The 21,056-nt window shown below is 66.5% G+C and carries 21 protein-coding genes and 2 pseudogenes; 10 read left to right on the top strand and 13 right to left on the bottom strand.

Annotation, left to right across the window (positions count from 1 at the left end):
• Positions 1–23 precede the first annotated feature (23 nt).
• The 4 genes from AC628_RS18755 to AC628_RS18740 all read right to left on the bottom strand — a co-directional run bounded on the left by AC628_RS18755 (position 24) and on the right by AC628_RS18740 (position 2,876).
• The gene (locus AC628_RS18755; protein ID WP_074128243.1) at positions 24–521 is read right to left on the bottom strand and encodes a peptide deformylase; all 498 of its coding nucleotides are present in this window, start codon (positions 519–521) and stop codon (positions 24–26) included.
• A gap of 54 nt (positions 522–575) precedes the next feature.
• A complete protein-coding gene (locus tag AC628_RS18750) occupies positions 576–1,448 on the bottom strand; it encodes a bifunctional helix-turn-helix transcriptional regulator/GNAT family N-acetyltransferase (RefSeq protein ID WP_074128242.1) in 873 nt (290 codons plus the stop codon).
• 64 nt (positions 1,449–1,512) lie between these two features.
• A complete protein-coding gene (locus AC628_RS18745) occupies positions 1,513–2,373 on the bottom strand; it encodes a DMT family transporter (RefSeq protein WP_074128241.1) in 861 nt (286 codons plus the stop codon).
• Entirely contained in the window at positions 2,370–2,876 is a 507-nt protein-coding gene (locus tag AC628_RS18740; RefSeq protein ID WP_074128240.1) for a MarR family winged helix-turn-helix transcriptional regulator, read from the bottom strand. The genes AC628_RS18745 and AC628_RS18740 overlap by 4 nt, the downstream gene beginning before the upstream one ends.
• A gap of 214 nt (positions 2,877–3,090) precedes the next feature.
• Between AC628_RS18740 and AC628_RS18735 the strand changes: the two genes are divergently transcribed.
• Positions 3,091–3,888 carry a DUF899 domain-containing protein gene (locus AC628_RS18735; RefSeq protein WP_074128300.1) on the top strand — a complete coding sequence of 266 codons (798 nt, stop codon included), beginning with the start codon at positions 3,091–3,093 and terminating at the stop codon, positions 3,886–3,888.
• 32 nt (positions 3,889–3,920) lie between these two features.
• Here the strand turns inward: AC628_RS18735 and AC628_RS18730 are convergent, their stop codons facing one another.
• Positions 3,921–4,820, bottom strand: a complete 900-nt coding sequence (locus AC628_RS18730) for a LysR family transcriptional regulator (RefSeq protein ID WP_074128239.1) — start codon at positions 4,818–4,820, stop codon at positions 3,921–3,923.
• Between the two features lie 103 nt (positions 4,821–4,923).
• On the opposite strand from AC628_RS18730, the gene AC628_RS18725 reads away from it, so the two are divergent.
• From AC628_RS18725 to AC628_RS18715, 3 genes are all read left to right on the top strand, one after another.
• Positions 4,924–5,709 (top strand): GNAT family N-acetyltransferase, encoded by a 786-nt coding sequence (locus AC628_RS18725; protein ID WP_074128238.1) that lies wholly within the window; start codon positions 4,924–4,926, stop codon positions 5,707–5,709.
• Positions 5,706–6,884, top strand: a complete 1,179-nt coding sequence (locus AC628_RS18720; RefSeq protein ID WP_074128237.1) for an MFS transporter — start codon at positions 5,706–5,708, stop codon at positions 6,882–6,884. The genes AC628_RS18725 and AC628_RS18720 overlap by 4 nt, the downstream gene beginning before the upstream one ends.
• 71 nt (positions 6,885–6,955) lie before the next feature.
• The gene (locus tag AC628_RS18715) at positions 6,956–8,419 is read left to right on the top strand and encodes a M20/M25/M40 family metallo-hydrolase (RefSeq protein WP_074128236.1); all 1,464 of its coding nucleotides are present in this window, start codon (positions 6,956–6,958) and stop codon (positions 8,417–8,419) included.
• Between the two features lie 3 nt (positions 8,420–8,422).
• On the opposite strand, the gene AC628_RS18710 is transcribed toward AC628_RS18715, so the two are convergent.
• A complete protein-coding gene (locus AC628_RS18710; RefSeq protein WP_074128235.1) occupies positions 8,423–8,932 on the bottom strand; it encodes a DUF1993 domain-containing protein in 510 nt (169 codons plus the stop codon).
• A 15-nt stretch (positions 8,933–8,947) separates the two neighbouring features.
• A complete protein-coding gene (locus tag AC628_RS18705; RefSeq protein WP_245321222.1) occupies positions 8,948–10,384 on the bottom strand; it encodes an MFS transporter in 1,437 nt (478 codons plus the stop codon).
• A gap of 105 nt (positions 10,385–10,489) precedes the next feature.
• Here AC628_RS18705 and AC628_RS18700 point away from each other — a divergent pair, with 105 nt between their 5' ends.
• Positions 10,490–11,401, top strand: a complete 912-nt coding sequence (locus AC628_RS18700; RefSeq protein ID WP_074128233.1) for a LysR family transcriptional regulator — start codon at positions 10,490–10,492, stop codon at positions 11,399–11,401.
• A 31-nt stretch (positions 11,402–11,432) separates the two neighbouring features.
• Here AC628_RS18700 and AC628_RS18695 read toward each other — a convergent pair whose 3' ends face one another.
• Positions 11,433–12,344, bottom strand: coding sequence for a LysR family transcriptional regulator (locus AC628_RS18695; protein WP_074128232.1), 912 nt, complete (start codon positions 12,342–12,344; stop codon positions 11,433–11,435).
• Between the two features lie 214 nt (positions 12,345–12,558).
• Between AC628_RS18695 and AC628_RS18690 the strand changes: the two genes are divergently transcribed.
• Positions 12,559–14,076: an MFS transporter gene (locus AC628_RS18690; protein WP_074128231.1), complete on the top strand. Its 1,518-nt coding sequence runs from the start codon at positions 12,559–12,561 to the stop codon at positions 14,074–14,076.
• A 53-nt stretch (positions 14,077–14,129) separates the two neighbouring features.
• Here AC628_RS18690 and AC628_RS18685 read toward each other — a convergent pair whose 3' ends face one another.
• Together AC628_RS18685 and AC628_RS18680 are read right to left on the bottom strand one after the other, a co-directional pair.
• Positions 14,130–14,534 (bottom strand): cupin domain-containing protein, encoded by a 405-nt coding sequence (locus AC628_RS18685; protein WP_074128299.1) that lies wholly within the window; start codon positions 14,532–14,534, stop codon positions 14,130–14,132.
• Between the two features lie 100 nt (positions 14,535–14,634).
• Positions 14,635–15,036: an Ohr family peroxiredoxin gene (locus tag AC628_RS18680; RefSeq protein ID WP_050419009.1), complete on the bottom strand. Its 402-nt coding sequence runs from the start codon at positions 15,034–15,036 to the stop codon at positions 14,635–14,637.
• A 148-nt stretch (positions 15,037–15,184) separates the two neighbouring features.
• On the opposite strand from AC628_RS18680, the gene AC628_RS18675 reads away from it, so the two are divergent.
• Together AC628_RS18675 and AC628_RS46160 are read left to right on the top strand one after the other, a co-directional pair.
• The gene (locus tag AC628_RS18675; RefSeq protein WP_074128230.1) at positions 15,185–15,652 is read left to right on the top strand and encodes a MarR family winged helix-turn-helix transcriptional regulator; all 468 of its coding nucleotides are present in this window, start codon (positions 15,185–15,187) and stop codon (positions 15,650–15,652) included.
• A gap of 249 nt (positions 15,653–15,901) precedes the next feature.
• Positions 15,902–16,022: pseudogene (locus tag AC628_RS46160) on the top strand (BamA/TamA family outer membrane protein); the annotation flags it as partial.
• Positions 16,023–16,043: 21 nt separating this feature from the next.
• Here the strand turns inward: AC628_RS46160 and AC628_RS18665 are convergent.
• A complete protein-coding gene (locus tag AC628_RS18665; protein ID WP_210190226.1) occupies positions 16,044–16,595 on the bottom strand; it encodes an AAA family ATPase in 552 nt (183 codons plus the stop codon).
• A 227-nt stretch (positions 16,596–16,822) separates the two neighbouring features.
• On the opposite strand from AC628_RS18665, the pseudogene AC628_RS45355 reads away from it, so the two are divergent.
• A pseudogene (locus AC628_RS45355) lies at positions 16,823–17,908 on the top strand (ABC transporter substrate-binding protein); the annotation flags it as partial.
• A gap of 231 nt (positions 17,909–18,139) precedes the next feature.
• Positions 18,140–19,357, top strand: coding sequence for an MFS transporter (locus tag AC628_RS45350; RefSeq protein WP_074128298.1), 1,218 nt, complete (start codon positions 18,140–18,142; stop codon positions 19,355–19,357).
• Positions 19,358–19,390: 33 nt separating this feature from the next.
• Here the strand turns inward: AC628_RS45350 and AC628_RS18650 are convergent, their stop codons facing one another.
• Complete coding sequence (locus AC628_RS18650; RefSeq protein ID WP_074128227.1) at positions 19,391–20,035, bottom strand: Vgb family protein; 645 nt, start codon at positions 20,033–20,035, stop codon at positions 19,391–19,393.
• Positions 20,036–20,122: 87 nt separating this feature from the next.
• On the bottom strand, positions 20,123–21,056 hold a 934-nt coding region (locus tag AC628_RS18645; RefSeq protein WP_074128226.1), incomplete at its 5' end, for a winged helix-turn-helix domain-containing protein.

Here is a 21,056-nt window from a genome sequence, read left to right as displayed (position 1 = left end):
CGCTTCGCTCATGCGGGCTACGATTACGGCCGCGAGATCTTCTCGTATCGCTTGATCAGGCGCTCCCGCTTGAGGCGGGACAGCCGCCTGATCCAGAACACGCCGTCGAGCTGGTCGATCTCGTGCTGATGGCACACCGCGCGCAGGCCGTCGGATTCTTCGGTCTGCATGTTGCCGTCGAGATCCTGGTAGCGGATGCGGACCCGCGCATGGCGCTCGACCTCGTCATTGACGCCCGGCATCGAGACGCTGCCTTCCTTGTGCAGGATCATGTCGTCCGAGGCGTAGATGATTTCCGGATTGACATAGGTCCGCGGCCCCTCGCGCGTATCGAGCTCGAGCACCACGACGCGCAAGGAGACGCCGATATGCGGCGCGGTGATGCCGATGCCGGGCGCCACGTGCATGGTCTCGAGCAAGTCCGTTGCCAGCTCGCGCAGCGCGTCGTCGAACATGGTCACCGGCTGCGCGGTGAGCGCAAGCCGCGGATCGGGATAGCGGATGATGGGGCGAATGGTCATACGAGCGTCTTAGGCCAGCGTCGGACGTTGGACAACCCGCGCGCGGCGTGCCGCTCAGAGCCGCTTCTCGAAGAACAGGTCAGGGTAGGGGTCGTCGTTGAAGCGTGGGATCTCGGTCCAGCCGGTCCGGCGGTAGAGCTGACCGGCTTCGGCCAACGCGCTGTTGGTGTCGAGCCGCAGCAATACGATGCCGAGCTCGCGCGCGGCGTGCTCGGCCGCGTCCATCAGGCGGCGGCCGAGGCCGAGGCCGCGCGCGGCCGGCGCGACCCAGAGCCGCTTGATCTCCGCGTACTCGGCGCTCGTGCCCTTCAGCCCGACGCAGCCGAGCGGCAGGCCGTCCGACATCGCCACGATGAAGCTGCCGCGCGGGCGCACCATGTCCTTGGCATCGGGGTCGCGCGACAGCTTGACGTCAAAGCCCTGTTTGAAGCGCCGCGCCAGCTCGGCGTAATATTCGCCGAGGCAGTAGCGCGCTTCGTCGCTGCGCGGGTCCATCTCATGCAGCGCGGTGGCGTCGCGCCCGAGCGCCGAGGCGATCAGGTCCATCGCCGCCAGCAGCGCCTCGCGTTGGGAATGGTGGGCGAGGAAGTCCTTTGCCTGCCGGTTGGAGATCGCCTCATAGGCGTTGAACTCACGCTTGCCTGCCGCCGTCAGCTTGGCGATGCGGCGGCGGGCGTCGTTCTCATGCGCGGTGGTCTCGATCAGCTCTTCATCCTCGAGGCTGCGCAGCAGCCGGCTCATCAGGCCGGAATCGAGCCCGAGATAATCCCTGATCTCGCCGACATCGGCGCGTCCGTGCCCGATCGCATTCAGCACGCGCGCGGCGCCGAGCGGCCGGCCACGGCCGAGGAATGAGGTGTCGAGCGCGCCGACAGCGGAGGTGACGGCGCGGTTGAAGCGGCGGACGCGGGAAACGGGATCGAGCATATATCTGACTTTAGTCAGATATCGTTGCGGCGTCAATTGGTGCGCGATCGCAGGCGCACTCAATCTACGCCCGCGCCAGCACCAGCACATTGCCGGCCAGGATTGCGGCGGCGCCGGCGAGCACCGGCCAGCCCAGCGCAAGGTGCTCGAACAGCGCCGACAGCACGAGGGCGACCAGCGGCACCAGTGCGAGCGTATAGGCGGCGCGGCCGGGGCCGAGCCGGCGCACCAGCTCGAAATAGAGCATGAAGGTGACGCAGGACGCGGCGACCGCGAGATAGAGGAAGCTCGCTGCGTAGGAGAGCGAGACGTCGGCCGCGAATGGCGTGCCCGTCGCGATCGCCCACAGCGCGCTCGCCGCGGCACCGACGAAGGCGCCCCACGCCAGCACGGAGACCACCGGCAGTCCGGCGCGCTGGTTGCGCGCACCGACGGTTGTCCCGGCACCGGTCGCAATCGCCGCGGTGAGCGCCCAGGCGAAACCCGCCAGCGGCGCAGCGCCGTGCGCGCTGGCGCCCGGCAGGAAGATGATCGCAAGTCCGAGGATGCCGCACAGCGCGCCCCAGACGAAGCCGGACGAGATCGGGACGCCGAGCGCGGCGCGCGCGATCACGGCTGCGAACAGCGACGAGGTCGAGAGCACCAGCGCCGCAAGCCCGCTCGGCATCCGCGCGGTCGCTTCATAGAAGGCGATGAAGGCGATGGCGAAGAACAGCAGGCCCTGCAATGCGACCGTCGGCCGGTCCTTGCGCGGGATCGCGAGCGGCACGCCGCGCAGCCGGCCGTAGCCGAGTAGGATCACGCCTGCCAGCACCATGCGCAGGGCCACCGACCACGGCGCCGGTGTGACGCCGGCCTGCATCGCCGTTGCCAGCGCGCCGCCGCCCCAGAGCAGTGCAGTCAGCGCGAACAATGCGACCGTCATGACGCGCCGGCATCCTCAAGCAGCGTGCGCCAGCCGCCGGCATCGATCCGCGCGCTTTCTCCCTCGAGCCGGGTGAGGGCGGAATCGATCGTGGCTCGCTCGCTCTCCGAGAGGCGAGCGAGCAGCCGCGCCTCGATCGCACTGCCGAGCGCGGCGATCCGGTTGAAGGCGGTCCGGCCGCTGCGGGTGATGCTGACGGCGGCGAAGCGGCGATCGGATTTGCCGGCACGTCGCACCGCAAAGCCGAGCTCCGTGAGCTGGCCGATGCCGCGGCTGGTCGCGAACGGATCGAGCGCGCAGGCGCGGCCGATCTCGGCGGCATTGGCCGCGTCGCGCTCGGCGATGACGGCGAGGATGCGCCAGCCGGCCTGGCTCAGTCCGAATGTCTCGCCGTAGAAACTCTCGAGCGGACGGGCGACCTGCGCCGCGACGAGGAACAGGCGATAGGGCAGCCAGGTGCTCAGCTTCAGGCCATCGTCGGCAGCAGGCGCGGTCTGTTTCATGGCACGAGGCTCGCACATATAATTGCATAGTGCAAGTACTATGCAAATAAATCGAACCCATCACGACGCATGCGCGAAAATCCCGACACACTTGTCACTCCCACCGGCCGCCGCCGCCGCGCCAGATTGCGGCATGGCCAATGACGAACGGCCGCCAGCAATGGAACTGTGCAGTGGTGCCGGAGTTCGTCCAATTCGAGAGATGGAGATCATCATGAGCAAATCGGCTGAAAACGATCACGGCGGGCTGGCGGGAATGCAGACGCCGCCCGTGGTGTCACGCGGGGCGTGGGAGGCGGCGCGCCTGGAGCTGTTGGTGAAGGAAAAGGCGCAGGTGCGGGCGCGCGACGCGCTCGCGGCGGAGCGGCGGCGGATGCCCTGGATGGCGGTCGAGAAGCCGTATGTCTTCGAGGGACCGAACGGCAAGGTGAGCCTGCTCGATCTGTTCGAGGGCCGCCGGCAGCTGATCATCTACCGCGCGTTCTTCGAGCCCGGCGTGTTCGGCTGGCCGGATCACGGCTGCCGCGGCTGCTCGCTCGGCGCCGACCAGGTCAGCCATCTCTCGCATCTCAACCAGCGCGACACCACGCTGGCCTACGCATCACGCGCGCCGCAGGCCGACATCGCGCGGCTGAAGGCGCGGATGGAATGGGAGATGCCGTGGTACACGATCACCGACAGTTTCGACGCAGACTTCGGCGTCGCCGAGTGGCACGGCCACAACGTCTTCATTCGCGACGGCGAACGGATCTTCCGCACCTGTCTCGTCAACAGCCGCGGCGACGAATCGATGGGTACGGTGTGGAGCTATCTCGACATCACGCCGTTCGGCCGTCAGGAGCTCTGGGAGGACTCGCCGAAGGGCTATCCGCAGGGCCCAACCTACAAATGGTGGAACTGGCACGACAATTACGAGGTCGAGACCGCGCCGAACGCGAAGTGGGCGGCTGTGACCGACGCCGGCGAGGCTGCGTTCCGCAAGATCGCCGAGCAGGAGCGCAAGGCGACTTGAGGGTGGAGCAGGGAGGACGCACGGCGTCCTCCCTAGCGGCCATCGTTCTTTGCGGCCGAGAGCGCCTTCAGCGCAGACAAAGTCTGCCGTAGGCCGCGGTCGAGGCGCTTGTCGCGGCGGATCACGACTGCGAGGCGGCGGTAGAGCTTTGGCGACAACGACCGGACGATCAGGTCGCGCTTGGTGTTGGCAGGCACCGCCATTCCGGGCAGGATCGCGCAGCCGAGGCCGGCGCGCACCATCTCCTTGATCGCCTCGACGCTGCCGAGCGACATCAACGGCTTCAGCGACACGCCGCCGCGCGCCAACCACTCGTCGGCCGTACGCCTTGTATTGCCGCCGGGCTCGAACAGCAGAACCGGCCTCGTTGCCAGCACCTCCGGCGTGATCCGCGCCGGCAGCTTCATCTCGCGCGGCGCGATCAGCACGAACCCGTCGTTCATGACCGGGGTGATCTCGAAGCTTCGTCCCGACACCGGCAGCGTGACCAGCGCGATGTCGATCGTGTTGTCCTCGACGGCTCGCGCGATCTCCGCCGTGTTGCCGGTCGTGACCGTGATCTCCAGCGAGGGCATAGCGGCCCGCAACTCCCTCAGGATCGGCGGCAGCAGGAAGATGCAGGCGGTAGCCCCGGTGCCGAGCCGCACACGGCCCGCCGTTCCCGTGGTCTGCTGCGTAACGGCGTCGACCGCCGACGTCACCGCCGCGTTGATCTGCTGCGCGTGCGAGAGCAAGGCGACGCCGGCGGCCGTTGGCCTTGCCCGTCGTCCGACCCGCTCGATCAAGGTCGCATTCAGGCTCTTTTCGAGCTGACGCACCTGCAGGCTCACCGCGGGCTGGGTGAGCTGCAACCGCTCGGCCGCGGCGGAGAAGCTGCCGCTATCGATCACGACGGCGAAGCTTTCAAGATAGTCGAGGTTGAGGTTCTTCATCAAAGTACCTCTTATGCTGCGCATAAGTTATCAAAGCTTCACTTATATAAGGCCGGAGCGCATAGTCCGGCAAGCGACGGCTTCGGCAGATCGGGAGCAGGCATTGTCTGGCCTCAAGCGCATTGGCGGCGTTATCGTCGAGCTGGGGCGCTATCTTGCGGTCTCCCCGCATTCGCGCATCCGCCGCTGGCAGGCGCTGCGCGAGCTCGACGATCGCCTGCTGGCTGATGTCGGACTGTCGCGCAGCGATGTCGAGATGAGCCCATGGTGCGTGCAGAATGCGCCGACGCGCCGCCGAAGCACAGGCATGATGCCGCAAGACGAGAGTGGAAGGATGAGAGACAGCGAAGCCACAGTGATCCGCGACGCCACAGAGGTCGACATGGCGGAAGTGCAGCACATCTACGCCCATCACGTGCTCAACGGGCTGGCGACCTTCGAGGAGGTGCCGCCGACAGTGGACGAGATGCGCAGCCGCCGGAGCGCCGTGCTGGCGGCGGGGCTGCCGTATCTCGTGGCCGTGGTTGACGGACGGGTGGCCGGCTACTCCTATGCGACGGCGTACCGGCCGCGGCCGGCCTATCGCAACACCATTGAAGACTCGGTCTACGTGTCGGAAGCCCTGCGCGGCCGCCGCGTCGGGGCTGCGCTGCTGCAGGCACTGATCGAGCGATCGGAGACGGGGCCCTGGCGGCAAATGATCGCCGTGATCGGCAACAGCGGCAATGCCGGATCGATCGCATTGCACCGTCGCATGGGCTTCGAGATGGTCGGAACGCTGAGATCAGTCGGCTTCAAGCTCGGGCAATGGGTCGACACCGTGCTGATGCAGCGGCCGCTGGGGCCGGGCGCCTCCACGCTTCCCGCGGAGAGGGAATTGCCACGGTGATCGCTCGCCGCGTCGTGGCCGCCCTCGGGCTGGCTCAACTGATCTCGTGGGGCGCGACCTATTATCTGATCGGCGGATTCGGCGAGCAGATTTCAGCGGATCTCGGCTGGGGGCGCGACATCGTCTACGGCGGATTCGCCGCGGCGCTTTTGGTGATGGGGGTGACGTCGCCCCTTGCGGGGAGGTGGGTAGACAGAAGCGGTGGCCGTCAGGTCATGGTCGCAGGCGCCGTGATCAACGCGCTCGGCTGCGCCGGTCTCGCGGTCTCGCATCAGATCGGTACCTACTACGCATCGTGGATCGTTCTCGGCCTCGGCATGCGGTTGACGCTGTACGATGCGGCGTTCGCCGCGCTGGCCCGGATCGGCGGACCGGAGGCGCGCCGCGCGATGTCCGGGATCACCTTGCTCGGCGGCCTGGCGGCCACCGTGTTCTGGCCGCTCGGTCACATGCTCTCGGAACAGTTCGGCTGGCGCATTGCGGTGCTGGTCTATGCCGGTCTCGCATTGCTGACGATCCCGCTGCACGTGCTGATCCCGACCAAGAGGTTTGCCGGCGTATCGAGCTCCGCAGCGCCGGCACATAAGCAACCACGCGCCGCCAGCCGCCGGCAGCTTGCCGGGGCTGGCGGGCTCTATGCCGTGATCATGACCGGCGCCAACTTCCTGAATGCCGGCATGTCGGCGCATATGATCGCGGTGCTCTCAGGTCTCGGGCTCACCGTCACCGTGGCCGTCTGGATCGCAACACTCCGGGGCATTGGGCAATCCGCCGCGCGTCTCTGCGAAATCCTGTTCGGTGCACGGCTCGATCCGTTGGCGCTCAATCTGATGGCTTGCCTGATCATGCCGCTCTCCTTCATCGCCGGATTGTTCAGCGGGTCGTCGAAGGAGATGGCGATCGCCTTCGCGCTGCTCTACGGCGCCTGCAACGGCATTCTGACCATCACAAGGGGAACGCTGCCGCTGATCCTGTTCGATCATCGCAGCTATGGCACGCTGGTCGGCCGGCTGATCGTTCCGAGCTTCATCCTGCCCGCGGCGGCGCCCCTGGTCTATGCGATCGTGATCGACCGGTTCGGCGATGCGAGCGCGCTCTATCTCTCCACCGGCCTCGCCATTACGACGTTGCTCGCGGCCGCCTTGCTGAAGGTGATGTTCCCCGGAACTTCTTGAGCTCGAGGACTCCCTGGGGCGAGCGGCGCAAGTTATCCTGTTTCAAAACCACATGAGGGAGGAAGAAGAACATGATGCCGTCGACCAAGACCCGCCTCGCTGCGTTGGCCCTTGCCGCGTTGCTGTCCTGCGCCGGAGCGGGACATGCGCGCGCCGAGCAGCCGGGCGACCGCACGGTTGCGCTGCTCAAGAAGCTGATCTCCTTCGATACTTCGAATGGCCCGGGCGATACGCGGGCGCTCGCCGAGTACCTGAAGTCGCAGTTCGCGCCGCTGGGCGCCGAGGTGGACATCTTCGTCGCTCCGAACGGCAAGGCGGCGCATTTCATCGCGCGGCTGCGCGGTGACGGCTCGAAGAAGCCGGTGCTGCTCGCCGCGCATGCTGACGTCGTCCCGGTCGAACGCGAGAAATGGACCGTGGAGCCGTTCGCCGGTGTCGAAAAGGACGGTTTCGTCTACGGGCGCGGCGCGATGGATTTCAAGGGCGGGCTCGCCGTCTTCGCCAGTGCGGTGATGCGGCTGGCGGAAGAGAAGACGCCGCTGGCGCGCGATGTGATCTTCCTGGCCGAGGCCGACGAGGAGCAGGGGCAGTACAGCACGGTGTGGCTGGCGAAGGACCATTGGGACAAGATCGACGCGGAATTCGCGTTGAACGAAGGCGGCTACGTCCTGCAGGAGCGCGACGGCAGGGTGCGCCAGATCAATGTCACGACGGCGGAAAAGATCTCGGCGACCTTTGCCTTGAAGGCGACCGGTCCCTCCGGTCATTCCTCGCGGCCGTTTCCGGCAGGCGCGATGGCTAACGATCGCCTGATCGCGGCGCTGGCCAAGCTCGCGGCGCACGATCCGGCCGTCAAGCTGGTGCCGGCGACGGAGGCTTATTTCAAGGCGCTGCTGCCGATCAGTTCGGAGCAGACGGCAGCCGATATCAAGCAACTGTTGGCCGCGAAGGACCAGGGCGATCTCGAAGCAGCCGGAAAGAAGCTGGTCGCCGACAATCCCAAGGACAGCCTGCTGCTGCACGCCCTGCTGCGCGACACCATGGTGATCACGATGATCGACGCCGGCATCAAGCCCAACGTCATTCCAGGCGATGCCAAGGCGGTCGTGAATACGCGGCTGCTTCCGGGAACGACGACGGACCAGATGATCGCCGAGATCAAGCGCGTGGTCGGCGATCCCGGCATTGAGGTCAGCATCGTGACCTCGCTGACGCAGCAGGCCGCGCGGGACGCCTATCTGATGCGGAGCAAGATGCCGGGCTCGCCGGTCGATACCGAGCTTTATGCCGCGCTGGATCGTAACGCCAAGCGGGTCTGGAAGGACGCGGTCCTGGTGCCGACCATGTTCGAGGCGGGCACCGACGCCACCGCCTGGCGCGAGCGCAATGTGCCCGTCTACGGCATCTATCCCTATCCGCTCGACGACGACATCCTGAGCCGGATGCATGGCAACGACGAAAGGATCGGCGTCGAGGCCGTCAAGCAGGGCGCGGAGTGGGTCTACAACACGCTTCGCGAGGTCGCGAAGAAGTAGGACTCACTGCGGGAGGTAGTTGCCGAGGAAGTCACGCTTGCCGAGCGGCACGCCGCGATGGCGCAGGATGGCGCAGGCGGTGGAGACGTGGAAGAACAGGCTCGGCAGCGCGAAGCCGTGGAGGTAGCGCGCTGCCGGCATCGGCGGGACGCCGAAGGGCAAGGTGACGATGCGTTCCGCCGCTTGGTCGAATGCCCGAACCGGGACCGTGTCGATGTAGTCGAGCGTCCGCGAGATGCGGGCGTGGGCCTCGGGGAGGCTCTGTTCATCGTCGGCGAAGGGCGGCGGCTCGAGACCGGCGAGCCGCCCGGCGGCGCCCTTGGCGTGATCGCTGGCCCGTTGCACCTGGCCGACCAACGTCAGCATGTCGGGCGCCAGCCGCGCCGCGAGCATGGCGTCGGAATCGAGACCACGTTCGCGGGCGTGGGCCTCGCCCTTGCGCAGGAGATCGGCAAGTGCGTCGAGCATCTGCCGGAACACCGGGACGGACGCATCGTAGAGCGGTGCGGTCATGGAATTCTCCTGATTTCAAGCGGCCGGCTCACGCGGCAGCCACAGCGACAGCCAGCCGCCAAGCGCCAGCAGCGCGACATTGCAGCCGAGTGCGATCGTGAAGGCGTGGGCGTAGTCGCCGGCCTGTGGATGCGGCCCGAGCAGGCTGTAGAAGACGCCGCCGATCACGGCGACGCCGAGTGCTGCGCCGATCTGGAAGGTCGAGATCATCATCCCCGATGCCAGGCCCGCATGGCGCGGATCGATGCTGCCGATCACGGCCTTGATGACCGACGGCATCACGGTGCCGAAGCCGAGCCCGCCGCAGATCAGGCCGAACTCCACACTCTGCGGAAGCACTCCGTCGACCGACAGCATCACGATGCCGAAGCCGATGACCTGGAGCGCGAAGCCAAGCGTCAGCGTGCGCGCGCGGAGCCATTGCATCACCAGCGACGACACCAGCGAGCTCACGAAGAAGCCCGTCGCAAAGGGCAGGGTGGCGAGGCCGGCCGCCAGCGGTGAAAAATGCAGCCCGCTTTGCAGGTAGACCGCAAAGGTCAGATAGAACGACGACAGCATGTAGAAGGCGAGCGCCATCACGAGTCCGATCACGAAGTCGCTGTTGCGCAGCAGATGCAGGGCAACCAGCGGATCGCCGCCGCGTGCGGACAGCTGCGCCTCGAAGCGGACGAAGGCGGCGAGCATCAGTGGAGACGCCAGCAGCATCGCGATGATCCAGGCCGGCCAGCCGGATTCGCGTCCCTCGATCAGCGGATAGACCAGACAGCCCAGCGTGAGCGACAGCAGGACGACGCCACCGACATCAAGCCGTTGGGCATGCTCGGCACGCGAGTCGGTCAGGAACAGCAGGCCCCCGATGAACGCGGCGAGGCCAATCGGCACGTTGATCAGGAAGATCGCCTGCCAGGCCAGTCCGAACGGATGTGCCGAAACAAGCACGCCGCCCAGCACCTGGCCGCAGATGTTAGCAAGACCGAACGTCGCGCCGTAGAAGCCGAGCGCGCGGCCCTGTTCGGCCGCGGGGAACAGCACGCGGATCGATGCGAGCACCTGCGGCGCCATCACGGTGGCGGTGAGGCCTTGCAGGATCCGTCCGCCGACCAGCACGGTGGGTGACCATGCAACACCGCACAGCACCGATGCGATCGTGAAGCCGGCGACGCCGGTCAGGAACATGCGCCGCCGGCCGAGCAGATCGCCAAGCCGGCCGCCCGTGATCAGGAAGACCGCGTAGGTCGCGGCATAGGCCGAGATCACGAACTGCACCTCGCTCGCCGTCGCCCCGAGATCGTCGCGAATGGCGGGCAGCGCGAGGTTGACCACGTTGAAGTCGAGGATCGGCAGGAAGGCGCCCGTCAGCAGCACGGGCAGGGCCAGCCAGCGCCGCGGGTCGACCATTGCCGGCCGCGTGTCCTGCAATTGCAATGTCTCGGTGGTCTCGCTTGTCACCAGCCAACTCCTCTGCATCGTCGGCGCGCCGCACCAACGACCCGGAAGATGGCCTGTCCGTTCATGATAAGGTATTATCCAGAACCGCCAAGTGAGTTTGCAAAAATGCACAGTCCTCTCGACTGGAATGATCTTCGGCTCGTCCTCGCTGTCGCGCGCGAGGGCAGCCTCTCAGGCGCGGCGCGCAGGCTGGGCGTCACGCATTCGACGGTGTTTCGCCGTCTGGGTACGATCGAAACAGCGATCGGTACGCGGCTGTTCGAGCGCTTCCGCGACGGTTATGCGCCGACACCGGCCGGCGAGACCGCAGCAGCGTCGGCGGCCCGGCTCGAGGACGAGGTGCTCGCGCTTGAGCGCAAGCTGGCGGGCCAGGACCTCAGGCCGTCGGGTCCGGTCCGGATCACGACCACGGACACGCTCGGCGCGGTGCTGGTGCGGCATCTGCCGGCGATGCGCGCTGCGCATCCGGAAATCCGGCCCGAGATCATCGTCTCGAATGCGATGGCCAACCTGACGCGCCGCGAGGCCGACATCGCGATCCGGCCGACGCCGGCGCCGTCCGAGTTGCTGGTGGGACGGCGCATCGCCGATATTGCCCATGCGGTCTACGGATCGCGTGCCTATCTCGCCCGGCGTGGCGACAAGGATCTGTCTGCGCATGACTGGATCGGGCTCGACGACGCGCTGGCGGGGACCGTGATCGCGGACTGGATGCGGAAGAACCTGCGTTCGGCGCGCGTCGCCTGCCGCGTCGATGCGCTTCCGGCGCTGCGCGACGCAGCAGTGGCTGGAATGGGTCTGGCTCTGCTTCCCCGCTATGTCGGCGATCTCGCGCCCGCGCTGCGCCGCCTGACGCCGCAGCCGCTCGCCGAGCCGCGATCGGCGCTATGGCTGTTGACGCATGATGATCTCAGGCGCACCGCGCGGATTCGCGCCACGCTGGATTTTCTGGCCAAGGCGCTTGCATCGGAGCGCGCGCTGTTCGAGGGAAAGCGCGCCGGCCGCGCACGACGTTAGCCGGCAGGCGATATTGCGCACCACTGGTTGTTCAGGACCCGGCAGCGACAGCGATGGTTCGCGTGTTCCCCGCTGCGCTGCCGGCGCTCGCGGGCGGACGATGGTGCTCGCGAAAGGCGCTTGCCAACGTCTTCAACGCCGCGCGCGACCTCGCGTCTGACAACGTCGACAGCAGCATGATCTCGGATGGAGGCAGGGCGGGGAGGCCGAACTTCTCGGTCACCTCGATCGTGCCGGGCGGCGCCACTCGGCGAGAGAACACCGAGATCGCGAGGCCCGCCGATACCGCATCGGCGACGGCAAAAGCGCCGCAACCGAGGAAGGTTTCCGTCCACGGCAGTGCGGCTGCGTCGAGCGCACGCGTGGCGGTGTTGAGGATGCCGCAGGCGGGTGACGATGCCGCCAATCGAAACGGCTCTCCGGCGCGATGGAGAAAGTCCGGCGTGGCAAACCAGCCGAAATGATCGGGGCCAAGAACGACGCCGTCGCGGCGATCGTCGTCCCGGAAGATGATCACGGCGTCGATCATTCCGCGATCGAAGGTGTCGAGCAGGTCACGGGCATCGTCGAGGCGCACCTCGATCGTGAGCATGGGATCATGTGCACTCAACCGGGCGAGCAGGGTGGGAAGTTCGGGAGCGCCGACGTGCGTGGCGATCCCCAGCGAAAAGCGGCGGCGGGCTGACGACAGTCCGGCGACGGCGCGATCATGCGCGGTGAGCAGTTCGCGCGCGGGTGCAAGGAACTCGGCGCCCTGGGCCGACAGGCGCACCAGCCGCGGCGTCCGCTCGATCAGCCTGTGGCCGACCTGGCGCTCCAGCCGCTTCAACTTCACGCTGATCGCGCCTTGCGTGGTGCCGAGCACGTCGGCGGCACGGGTGAAGCTCTTGAGATCGGCGATCGTCACGAACGCCTTGACGGCATCGACATCGAGTGTGGTCATGTCAGTCATCCGGAATTGTTGTCTCTGAAATATCTAGTCATCCAATTCACCAATGCTCAAGGCGTCACTAGCTTTGTGCCGTGAAGCGCTGCGGCCACCCGATTCCTGCCGCTGCTGCCTCAAACCATCGTGAGTCGATCGACCGACGCTGCTGCCAGCACCCTGGCAACAGCGTGCGGTATGCCGTTGGCTTGCCACAACAAAAGGCCTGATCATGTCTACTGAACTGAGCCGCCGCGGCGCCGTCGTGCTGTCTGCCGTTTGCCTTGCCTGCCTGATGTTCGGATTGGAGATTTCCAGCATCCCCGCGATCCTGCCGACGCTGGAGCGGGTGCTGCATGCCGATTTCAAGGCGCTGCAATGGATCATGAACGCCTACACCATCGCAGTGACCACCGTGCTGATGGCGATCGGGACGGTGGCGGACCGCTACGGACGCAAACGCATCTTTCTGGTCGCGATCGCGGCGTTCGGCATCACCTCGCTGATCTGCGGTGTCGCCTCGAGCGTGGAAATGCTGATCGCCGCCCGGTTCCTGCAGGGGTTGAGCGGCGGCGCGCTCTTGATCTGCCAGATCGCCGTGCTGTCGCACGAATTCCAGGGCGGCCGCCTGCGCGCGGTCGCCTGGGGCTGGTGGGGCGTGATCTTCGGCATCGGTCTCGGCTTCGGGCCGATCATCGGCGGTGCCGTGGTTGCGGTGCTGAGCTGGGAATGGGTATTCCTCGTCCACGTGCTGTTCGCAGCCGTGGCGTTCGTGCTCACGATCGGCGGCGTGCATGAATCCAGCGATCCGAAGGCCAGCAGCCTCGACGTCGCCGGCATCGTGACGATGTCGCTCGCGGTGTTCTGCCTCGCCTTCTACATCACGCAGGGGCCGGATCTCGGCTTCGTCAGCCCGAAGGGACTCGCGATCCTTGGCGTCTCCGCGGTGAGCTTCATTGCGTTCCTCGTCGCCGAGAGAGTGAGCCGGCGGCCGATGTTCGATTTTTCCGTGTTTCGGATCCCCGCGTTCTCCGGTTCGATCGTCGGCTCGGCGGCGATGAATCTCAGCTACTGGCCGTTCATGATCTACCTGCCGATCTGGTTTCACGCCGGCCTCGGCTATGACAGCGTATCCGCCGGCCTTGCGCTGCTCGCTTACACGCTGCCGACGCTGGTGATGCCGCCATTCGCCGAGCGGCTGGCGCTGCGCTACCAGCCGGGCTTGATCATTCCGGCGGGGCTGTTCACCATCGGCACTGGATTCATGCTGATGAAGTTCGGCAGCGCTGCCGCGCGGCCCGACTGGCTGACGATGCTGCCGGGCTGCCTGCTTGCCGGGATCGGACTCGGCATCACCAATACACCGGTCACCAACACGACGACCGGCTCGGTCTCGAGCGACCGCGCCGGCATGGCCTCCGGCATCGACATGAGCGCGCGGATGGTCTCGCTCTCGGTCAATATCGCGCTGATGGGATTCATCCTGGCGAGCGGCGTGCTCGCGCATCTGAAGACCGTGTTGCCGTCGATGGACGGTGCGCAACTCCGTGTCCTCGTCGAGCGGATCGCGTCCGGTGATGCCGCATCCGCGCCGGAGCTGACCGGCCCGGTTGTGCATCAGGCGCTGGCGAGCGGATTTGGCTGGGTGATGCTTTATGGCGGTATCGGCGTCTGGATCATGGCTGCGGTCAGCTTCCTGATCTTCAACGCGCGGACGGTGCGGCAGCCGGAGGTTCAGTGCACCAAGTGACGCAATGTCGCCGCGCCCGCTCGAGGATGCACAGGGGCGGGCAGGCGGCACGGTCACTTCACGAGGGTCAGCAGCGGCTTGTCCTTCTCGACGATATAGGTCGCAAGCTCGCTGGCGGTGACGTTGCCGACATTCTTCGCCGCATGGATGGTGCCTGCGGGGATGAACAGCACGTCGCCGGCCTGAAGCGTTGCCGGCGGTCTGCCGTCGACATCGTATTCGAGTGTCCCGGCGAGCACATAGATGATCTCTTCGCCGGGATGGGTGTGCTGGCCGAAGGCCTTGCCCGGCGCGATGTCGACGCGCACCTGCACGGCTTCGCGCCCGGGCGCGCTGAGATCATGGCGCTGCAAATCGGTTCGAGCGATGCCGGCCGCTTGCTCCGCCTGCGCGCTCGGGATCGTCAGGAGACTTGCAGCGAACAAGGCCGTCCTTGCGAGGAGGCGCGTCGCCGTCATCAGCTTGCTGGTCATCTTGAACTCCGGGTTGTGTTCTGGGTCTGTCCGACCGCGAACCGGCGAGCGGCCGGTCCGCGTCGGAGGTCGTCATCCACGTGCGTCAGACGAGGGTGGTGGTGACGTCGATGTTGCCGTGAACCGCCTTGGAGTAGGGGCAGATGCCGTGCGCGGCTTCGATCAGCTCCTGCGCAACCTCGCGCTCGACGCCGGGAACGTGGACGTTGAGGCGCGCGCTCAGGAAGTAGGCGCTGCCGGCCTGGTTCAGGTCGATCTCGGCGTCGACCTCGGGCTCGCTCGCGAGCTTGACCTTGCGCTGTCCGGCGGCGAGCTGGATTGCGCCGATGTAGCAGGCCGACCAGGCGGCGGCGAACAGGTTTTCGGCGGCCGGGTGCGGCTGCGGCAGCTTGACGTCGAGGAAGCCGTCGCGCGAGCGGGCGGCGCCGTTCGGGCCGGCGGTGACGTGGGTCTTTCCGGTGACAAGAACCTTGGCATTGGCGGTCATGGCGAACTCCTTCGGGTTGAATATAGATCGTATCCGATCTAATCGGATGCGAGTTGAAATAGACCCCGCAGCAGGCGGTGTCAAGCTCTTCCGATTTAATCGGATGCGATTTATATTGGTCGGGACTTCACAAACTCCGGAGACGCCCGTGACCCGTTCCCCCAAAGCCGATAGCAAAGGCCGAAAACTATCGAGTTTTCTGTGCTTTGCGGTCTATTCGGCCAATCTGGCCTTCGGCCGCGCCTACAAGCCGATCCTCGACGCGTTCGGCCTGACCTACACCCAGTACATTGCCTTGATCGCGCTGTCGGAGGCCGACGAGCAGACCGTCAGCGCGCTCGGCGAAAAGCTGTTCCTGGAATCCAACACGCTGACGCCGATCCTCAAGAAGCTGGAGCAGAGCGGCTACATTAGCCGTACCCGCGATCCTGCCGACGAGCGGCAGGTGCGGGTGAGCCTGACGGCGGCCGGCCGGCGCCTGCTCGACAAGGAGATCAACGCGTCCCTGGTCGAAGCCACCGGGCTCGGCGACGAGTTTCCGATCGTGCAGAAGAGCGTGGTCAGGCTGCGCGACAATCTGCTGCATCACACGCGCGGCGATTCGAAGAAGGGCTGATCGTTCGGCAGCAAATTGTAACGTGCTGTATCCGCATCGCGGCCTTCCGCATTTTCGCCACGGCGCGACCGGCAACTCCGCTCCGCCTCGGGATGACGCGGTGGAGAGTTCGAGTTGCGCAGGACGTTGCTGCCCATCTGCGGGATGATCGCCACGATGAGCCTGGCTTGCGCGACCGTCCCGTTTGCTGCGGCACAACCGGCCTGCCGGATCAGGCGCAGTCTGCACCGGGCGCGCACGGCGATCTTCGGCATCGGCCTGATCTGGGCATCGCCCTTCGGTTCGCCGCGCTTCGATTGCGCCGTGCCGAGCAGCAACGGCAATACGCTATCGTGCAGGAGCTCCGGTTCGAGGCGGCACGTCGTTCTAGGAGAGCCGTGGTTTCGCTTGATCAAGCTGTCGATGCGGCCTGGCCGCCGAGCGTCGCCAGCACGAAATCGGCGCGCGCGGATGGCGATCGCTTCGGCAGGATGATGACGTCGTAGCCGAGCATTGGAAAAGTCTGCATCAACCGGTGATATTCCGCCGTCGCTGCCTCGAAGCTGTGCCTGCGCTCGGAATCGGTCACGTAGATCTCGGGCCATGGCGGCGTCATGAACACGCGCCTGTGGTAGCGATGTGCTGCGCAGATCGGGCGCAGCGCCGGCTCGCCCGTCAACGCCTCCAGCGCCGACGCCGCGTCGATAAGGCCACGATCGAAGAACACCCATCCGAACGGGTCCCCGGCCATCGCCATGTCCTTCAGCGCGAGGTCGATAGCGCACCGCAGAAAAGCCGCGGCATCGACCCAGGGCAGGGCCTTGCCGCCGGACGCGAACTCGTCGGAGATGATGCGGCGGCCGGGCTCCTCGACAACCGCATAGCCACGCGTGCGCAGTTCGGCGAGCAGGGTTGATTTTCCGCCACCAGAGCAGCCGGAGATCAGGACGAAGCGATTTTTCAAGTGTGGTCCTTTCGTCAATCATGACAGGGCGTGAATCGGCCTCCGCGGATTCGGGTTGCTGGATAGGCAGGAAATTGTCGGGGAAGCTGCCGCGGAGATGTCTCGACGCGCGGAGCAAGCGTAGTCTTGAATGTGACGCAAGCGGGGCGCGCTTGACGAATTCTTCAGTGCCACGTCGATAATATCGATCGGGCAGAATTGCATTCTGCCTGAAGGGAAGGAGCTGCATGGCATCACGTTCGATCATCTGCATGACGCTCCCGCTCCCGCTGCTGCTCGGCGTCGCGGTGCATCAGCCGTCGCGGGCCGCGGATGCCGGAGAACCCATTCGTATCGGCGCGGTGCTGCCGTTTTCCGGTGGCGTCGAGCTCTATGGCCAGCAGGCGAAGCTCGGCCTCGACCTTGCCGCGAAGGATATCAACGCGGCAGGCGGCATTCTCGGCCGGCCCGTCGAGATCATCTATGCCGATGACAAGACACGGCCGGAGCCGGCCGCTGATGCGATGCGTTCGCTGGTCGAGAAGCAGGGTGTGCTGGCCGTTGTCGGCCCGATCACCTCGCGCAATCTGAACGCGCTGGTGCCGCTCGCCGAGAGCTCGAAGACGCCGTTGCTCTATGCCACCAATTATGAGGGCGGTAAGTGCAGTCGCTACCTGTTTTCGTTCGGCGCGGTGCCGAACCAGGAACTCGGCCAGCTGCTTCCCTACATGACGCAGAGCTACGGCAACACGTATTTCCTGCTCGGCGCCGACCGGCTCTGGCCGCATCAGATGTTCGACATCGCGCAGCCCTTGATCGAGAAGCTCGGCGGCAAGGTGGTCGGGACGAAGTACACGCTGGGAACGGAGACCGATTTCTCACCGCTGATCAAGGAGGTCGCGGCGAGCAAGGCCAAGGTGCTGCTGTTCGCGCTGAAGGGCGACGGGATGGATTTCATCCGCCAGGCCGACGATGCCGGATTGCTGAAGGACATCACGGTCGCGTTCCTTGGATTGTCGGAGGTCGATCTCGGCATCTTCCGCGGCAAGGGCCAGAACATGGTGACGGTGGTGCCGGCGGTCGCGGCGAGCGACGACCCCTCGGTCAAGGCGTTCGTCGCGAAGGCCCGCGCCGCCGCTGAGCCAAGCGTCGCGGTCTCGAACTATGTGATGACGCATTACGACACCCTGATCGCGCTCAACGCGGCGGCCGAGAAGGCCGGCAAGCTCGACAAGGAGGCCATCATCGACGCGATGGCAGGCCTTGTCATTCCGTCGCCGACCGGTCCCGTGACACTCGGTCAGGATCACCACGCGGCGATGAACATGTTCATCGCCAGGACGCAGGGGACGGAACTGGTGCAGGTCCGCCCGCTCGGCGAGATCGCGCCGCAACCGGATGCAGTCTGGCCGGTCGCTGACGAGGCGGGTAATGCGGCGCCGGCCGTGGGGGCCGCCGCGCCCCCAAATAACTCCCAAATAAAACGAGCCGGAGCGGTCGCCGGCTGTCGGTTCCATGCCGGTCCGTTCGTCTTCCACCCAGACGAGCTGCATGGGAGTTCCGGAATGAGCAATTCGACCTATCGCTGGGTGATCGTCGCGGCCGGTGGCCTGCTCGGCTGCGTCGCGATCGGCGGCATGTTCTCACTGCCGGTATTCCTGCAGCCGATGGCGCGGGAGACCGGCTGGTCGGTGACCGGCATCTCCAGCGCCATGACGATCGGTTTCCTGGCGATGGCCTTCAGCAGCATGATCTGGGGCACGCTGTCCGACCGCTTCGGGCCGCTCCCGGTGGTCCTGACCGGATCGGTCGTGCTGGCGGCGAGCCTTGCGCTGGCAAGCCAGGCTCCATCGCTGCTGGCATTTCAATTCATGTTCGGCGTGCTGGTCGGCGCTGCCACGGCCGCGATCTTTGCGCCGATGATGGCCTGCGTCACCGGCTGGTTCGATACCCATCGCAGCATCGCCGTCTCGCTGGTATCGGCCGGCATGGGCATGGCGCCGATGACGATGTCGCCGCTGGCGGCCTGGCTGATCTCCCACCATGACTGGCGGACCGCGATGCTGATCGTGTCGGGCGTCGTCGGCGCGATCATGATCCCGGTCTCGTTCCTGGTGCGCCGCCCGCCGGCGCTAAGGGGTGACCACGCTGCAGCGGCGACCGCGAACGGAGAGCCGGCGATGTCGCTGGGGCAGGCGCTGCGCTCGCCGCAATTCATCATCCTGATCGCGACCAATTTCTTCTGCTGCGCCACCCATTCGGGTCCGATCATCCACACCGTCAGCTACGCAGTCACTTGCGGCATTCCGATGGTCGCCGCGGTGACGATCTACAGCGTCGAAGGGCTCGCCGGCATGGGCGGCCGCATCGCCTTCGGCCTGCTCGGCGACCGCTTCGGCGCCAAGCGCGTGCTGGTGCTGGGCTTGCTCGCACAGGCATTCGGCGCGCTCGGCTACGTCTTCGTGCGTGAGCTCGCTGCATTCTACGCGGTCGCGGCGGTCTTCGGCTTCATCTATGCCGGCACCATGCCGCTGTATTCCGTGCTGATCCGCGAGAATTTCCCGCTGCGCATGATGGGCACCGTGATCGGCGGCACCGCGATGGCCGGCAGTCTCGGCATGGCGACCGGACCGTTGGCCGGCGGCCTGATCTACGACACCTTCGCGAGCTATACGTGGCTCTATGTCGGCTCCTGGGCCGTCGGCCTCGGCGCGTTCCTGATCATGATGACCTTTCGGCCGATGCCGGCAGCGCGGCCCACGCCGGTGCCGGCGCCGGCCTGAGTCTGCTGCTCGCGTGGAGCGAATGATCTCGCTTCACGCGCGGCTCCGCTTGGGTCGCCGGATGGCGCGCACCTTGTTGTTGGTCGAGCCGCTGCCGCAGAAGAACCGGTCCTTGCCGTCGGACTCGAGCCCGGAGACGAACGTGCCCTTCGGCATCTCCAGCCGTTCCATGACTTCGCCGGTCTGCGGATCGATGCGCCTGACGTCGCTCTGGTCCTCTTCCCAGGTGCCGTGCCAGAGTTCGCCATCGACCCAGGAGACGCCGGTGACGAACCGGTTGCTTTCGATGGTGCGCAGAACCTTGCCGGTCTCCGGATCGACCTGAACGATGGTGCGGTCGCGATACTGGCCGACCCACAGCGAGCCTTCCGCCCAGGCGAGGCCGGAATCGCGGCCGCCGCCGGGCGAGGGGATCGTCGACACCACGCGTCCGCTGTTCGGTTCGATCTTCAGGATGCGGTCCTCGGCGATCTGGTAGAGGTGCTTGCCGTCGAAAGCGGTGCCGGCATGGGCGGCGATGTCGAGGGTGCGGGTGGTGGTGCCGCTCTCGGGATCGAAGGCGACCAGCTGGCCACCGGCCGCGAACCAGACCTGCTCGCCGTCGAAGCTGACGCCGCCGACACTCTCGACGCCTTCGAAGGCATATTCCCGGATGATCTCGGCTTCGGACTTCTTCATTCAGCGCTCCAGGTTCCTGTTTGAGGCGTTTTCTTCACGCGAACCGGTACTCACTTCGCTCGAAAACGCTCTGATTGCCGCCCGATGCTAGCCGTTCGGCAGCGGGGCAGGGAGTAACAACGTCGTCGTGAATCCCGGCACCGGGGGCGTCATCCAGCGCCGCGCCCGGGCGCGGCCGACCGACTGCACCTTGCCGGTGGCCGCCAGCGCGTCGAGCGCACGCTGCACGGTGCGCTGGCTTGCGCCGAGCGCGACCGACAGCGCCGAGCTCGACCAGGCCTCGCCGTCGGCGAGGAAGGCGAGCACCGCCGCATGCTCTTCCTCGACCGGCAGCGCCAGCACGGTGACCTCGCGGCGGCCGTGCGGCTCGAGCACGAACCCGTCAGGCGTCGCACTGAGATCGGCGAGCGGCTGCAAGGCTCGGCGCAGCCGTCCGATCTCGACCCGCAGCCGCGCACGGTGCGATTCATCGGCGTGCTTGCCGCGAAAGGCGCGTGCGATCAGCGTGCTGCGCGACACGTCCTGCGGCCAGGCTTCGCCGAGCGCCCGGGCGAGCGCGAACAGCACCGGCCGCCGGTTCAGAGAGATGGTCGTACGGGCATCACGCACGACGTAGCGGCAGGCATCGACGACGAGCGCCTTCGACGCCATCAGCGCCTCGACCTCCTCGAGCAGCAGCGGACGTTCGCTGCCGCGTGCGATCAGACGCGCCGCGGGCGTCGCGAGCAGGTGAGCGGTGCTCTCGACCTCGGCCGCAAGCGCGGCGATGCGGGCACGGCGTGCGGCATCTTTTGCCCGTGCCAGCGCCTCGCGCGCCGGCTGCGTCCGCAGCCGCCGCATCGCGATGCCGGCGACGACCAGTTCATGGCCGACGCGTAGTGCTGGCGGAAAGGGCGCCGGATCGAGGCCGTCAAGCATGCGCTCGGCCGCATCGAGGCTCCCGATCAAGAGCAGGCGGCGGATTTCGAGATAGCCGGCGTGCGCGGCGTTGAGCGCATCGCCGCGCGCCGCGAGCGTTGCG

Origin of the sequence: Bradyrhizobium sp. NAS96.2, from assembly GCF_001908235.1 — a bacterium.
Lineage (GTDB): Bacteria > Pseudomonadota > Alphaproteobacteria > Rhizobiales > Xanthobacteraceae > Bradyrhizobium.
This window is presented reverse-complemented; position numbering and strand designations above follow the sequence as displayed.

What these genes read in the sequence shown, in the direction of transcription:
- AC628_RS18685 (WP_074128299.1), bottom strand. Translation starts at nt 14,534, where the DNA reads ATGACGGCGACGCGCCTCCTCGCAAGGACGGCCTTGTTCGCTGCAAGT.
- AC628_RS18730 (WP_074128239.1), bottom strand. Translation starts at nt 4,820, where the DNA reads ATGAAGAACCTCAACCTCGACTATCTTGAAAGCTTCGCCGTCGTGATC.
- AC628_RS18750 (WP_074128242.1), bottom strand. Translation starts at nt 1,448, where the DNA reads ATGCTCGATCCCGTTTCCCGCGTCCGCCGCTTCAACCGCGCCGTCACC.
- AC628_RS18715 (WP_074128236.1), top strand. Translation starts at nt 6,956, where the DNA reads ATGATGCCGTCGACCAAGACCCGCCTCGCTGCGTTGGCCCTTGCCGCG.
- AC628_RS18740 (WP_074128240.1), bottom strand. Translation starts at nt 2,876, where the DNA reads ATGAAACAGACCGCGCCTGCTGCCGACGATGGCCTGAAGCTGAGCACC.
- AC628_RS18745 (WP_074128241.1), bottom strand. Translation starts at nt 2,373, where the DNA reads ATGACGGTCGCATTGTTCGCGCTGACTGCACTGCTCTGGGGCGGCGGC.
- AC628_RS18700 (WP_074128233.1), top strand. Translation starts at nt 10,490, where the DNA reads ATGCACAGTCCTCTCGACTGGAATGATCTTCGGCTCGTCCTCGCTGTC.
- AC628_RS18650 (WP_074128227.1), bottom strand. Translation starts at nt 20,035, where the DNA reads ATGAAGAAGTCCGAAGCCGAGATCATCCGGGAATATGCCTTCGAAGGC.
- AC628_RS18690 (WP_074128231.1), top strand. Translation starts at nt 12,559, where the DNA reads ATGTCTACTGAACTGAGCCGCCGCGGCGCCGTCGTGCTGTCTGCCGTT.
- AC628_RS18695 (WP_074128232.1), bottom strand. Translation starts at nt 12,344, where the DNA reads ATGACCACACTCGATGTCGATGCCGTCAAGGCGTTCGTGACGATCGCC.
- AC628_RS45350 (WP_074128298.1), top strand. Translation starts at nt 18,140, where the DNA reads ATGAGCAATTCGACCTATCGCTGGGTGATCGTCGCGGCCGGTGGCCTG.
- AC628_RS18755 (WP_074128243.1), bottom strand. Translation starts at nt 521, where the DNA reads ATGACCATTCGCCCCATCATCCGCTATCCCGATCCGCGGCTTGCGCTC.
- AC628_RS18680 (WP_050419009.1), bottom strand. Translation starts at nt 15,036, where the DNA reads ATGACCGCCAATGCCAAGGTTCTTGTCACCGGAAAGACCCACGTCACC.
- AC628_RS18710 (WP_074128235.1), bottom strand. Translation starts at nt 8,932, where the DNA reads ATGACCGCACCGCTCTACGATGCGTCCGTCCCGGTGTTCCGGCAGATG.
- AC628_RS18735 (WP_074128300.1), top strand. Translation starts at nt 3,091, where the DNA reads ATGAGCAAATCGGCTGAAAACGATCACGGCGGGCTGGCGGGAATGCAG.